The organism is Corynebacterium sp. 20-84, assembly GCF_053479455.1.
In genome coordinates this window covers 1-1,321 of record NZ_JBRBCB010000025.1, presented here as the reverse complement: position 1 = coordinate 1,321, position 1,321 = coordinate 1, and the positions used below count along the sequence as shown (strand labels likewise).

Annotated in this window: 1 rRNA gene; it reads left to right on the top strand. The window is 56.7% G+C overall.

What is annotated here, in order from left to right:
• Window positions 1–1,308, top strand: a 16S ribosomal RNA gene (locus ACUY2Y_RS11660); the annotation flags it as partial.
• Between the last annotated feature and the right edge of the window lie 13 nt (window positions 1,309–1,321).

Here is a 1,321-nt window from a genome sequence, read left to right as displayed (position 1 = left end):
TTTTTCGGTGTGGGATGAGCTCGCGGCCTATCAGCTTGTTGGTGGGGTAATGGCCTACCAAGGCGTCGACGGGTAGCCGGCCTGAGAGGGTGTACGGCCACATTGGGACTGAGATACGGCCCAGACTCCTACGGGAGGCAGCAGTGGGGAATATTGCACAATGGGCGCAAGCCTGATGCAGCGACGCCGCGTGGGGGATGACGGCCTTCGGGTTGTAAACTCCTTTCGTCAGGGACGAAGCGAAAGTGACGGTACCTGGATAAGAAGCACCGGCTAACTACGTGCCAGCAGCCGCGGTAATACGTAGGGTGCGAGCGTTGTCCGGAATTACTGGGCGTAAAGAGCTCGTAGGTGGTTTGTCGCGTCGTTTGTGGAATACCGCAGCTTAACTGCGGGGTTGCAGGCGATACGGGCATAACTTGAGTGCTGTAGGGGAGACTGGAATTCCTGGTGTAGCGGTGGAATGCGCAGATATCAGGAGGAACACCGATGGCGAAGGCAGGTCTCTGGGCAGTAACTGACGCTGAGGAGCGAAAGCATGGGTAGCGAACAGGATTAGATACCCTGGTAGTCCATGCCGTAAACGGTGGGCGCTAGGTGTGAGTCCCTTCCACGGGGTTCGTGCCGTAGCTAACGCATTAAGCGCCCCGCCTGGGGAGTACGGCCGCAAGGCTAAAACTCAAAGGAATTGACGGGGGCCCGCACAAGCGGCGGAGCATGTGGATTAATTCGATGCAACGCGAAGAACCTTACCTGGGCTTGACATACACCGGATCGCTGCAGAGATGTAGTTTCCCTTGTGGCTGGTGTACAGGTGGTGCATGGTTGTCGTCAGCTCGTGTCGTGAGATGTTGGGTTAAGTCCCGCAACGAGCGCAACCCTTGTCTTATGTTGCCAGCATTTGGTTGGGGACTCATGAGAGACTGCCGGGGTTAACTCGGAGGAAGGTGGGGATGACGTCAAATCATCATGCCCCTTATGTCCAGGGCTTCACACATGCTACAATGGTCGGTACAACGCGTTGCGACACTGTGAGGTGGAGCTAATCGCCTAAAGCCGGCCTTAGTTCGGATTGGGGTCTGCAACTCGACCCCATGAAGTCGGAGTCGCTAGTAATCGCAGATCAGCAACGCTGCGGTGAATACGTTCCCGGGCCTTGTACACACCGCCCGTCACGTCATGAAAGTTGGTAACACCCGAAGCCGGTGGCCCAAACTCGTTAGGGAGCTGTCGAAGGTGGGATCGGCGATTGGGACGAAGTCGTAACAAGGTAGCCGTACCGGAAGGTGCGGCTGGATCACCTCCTTTCTAAGGAGCTTTT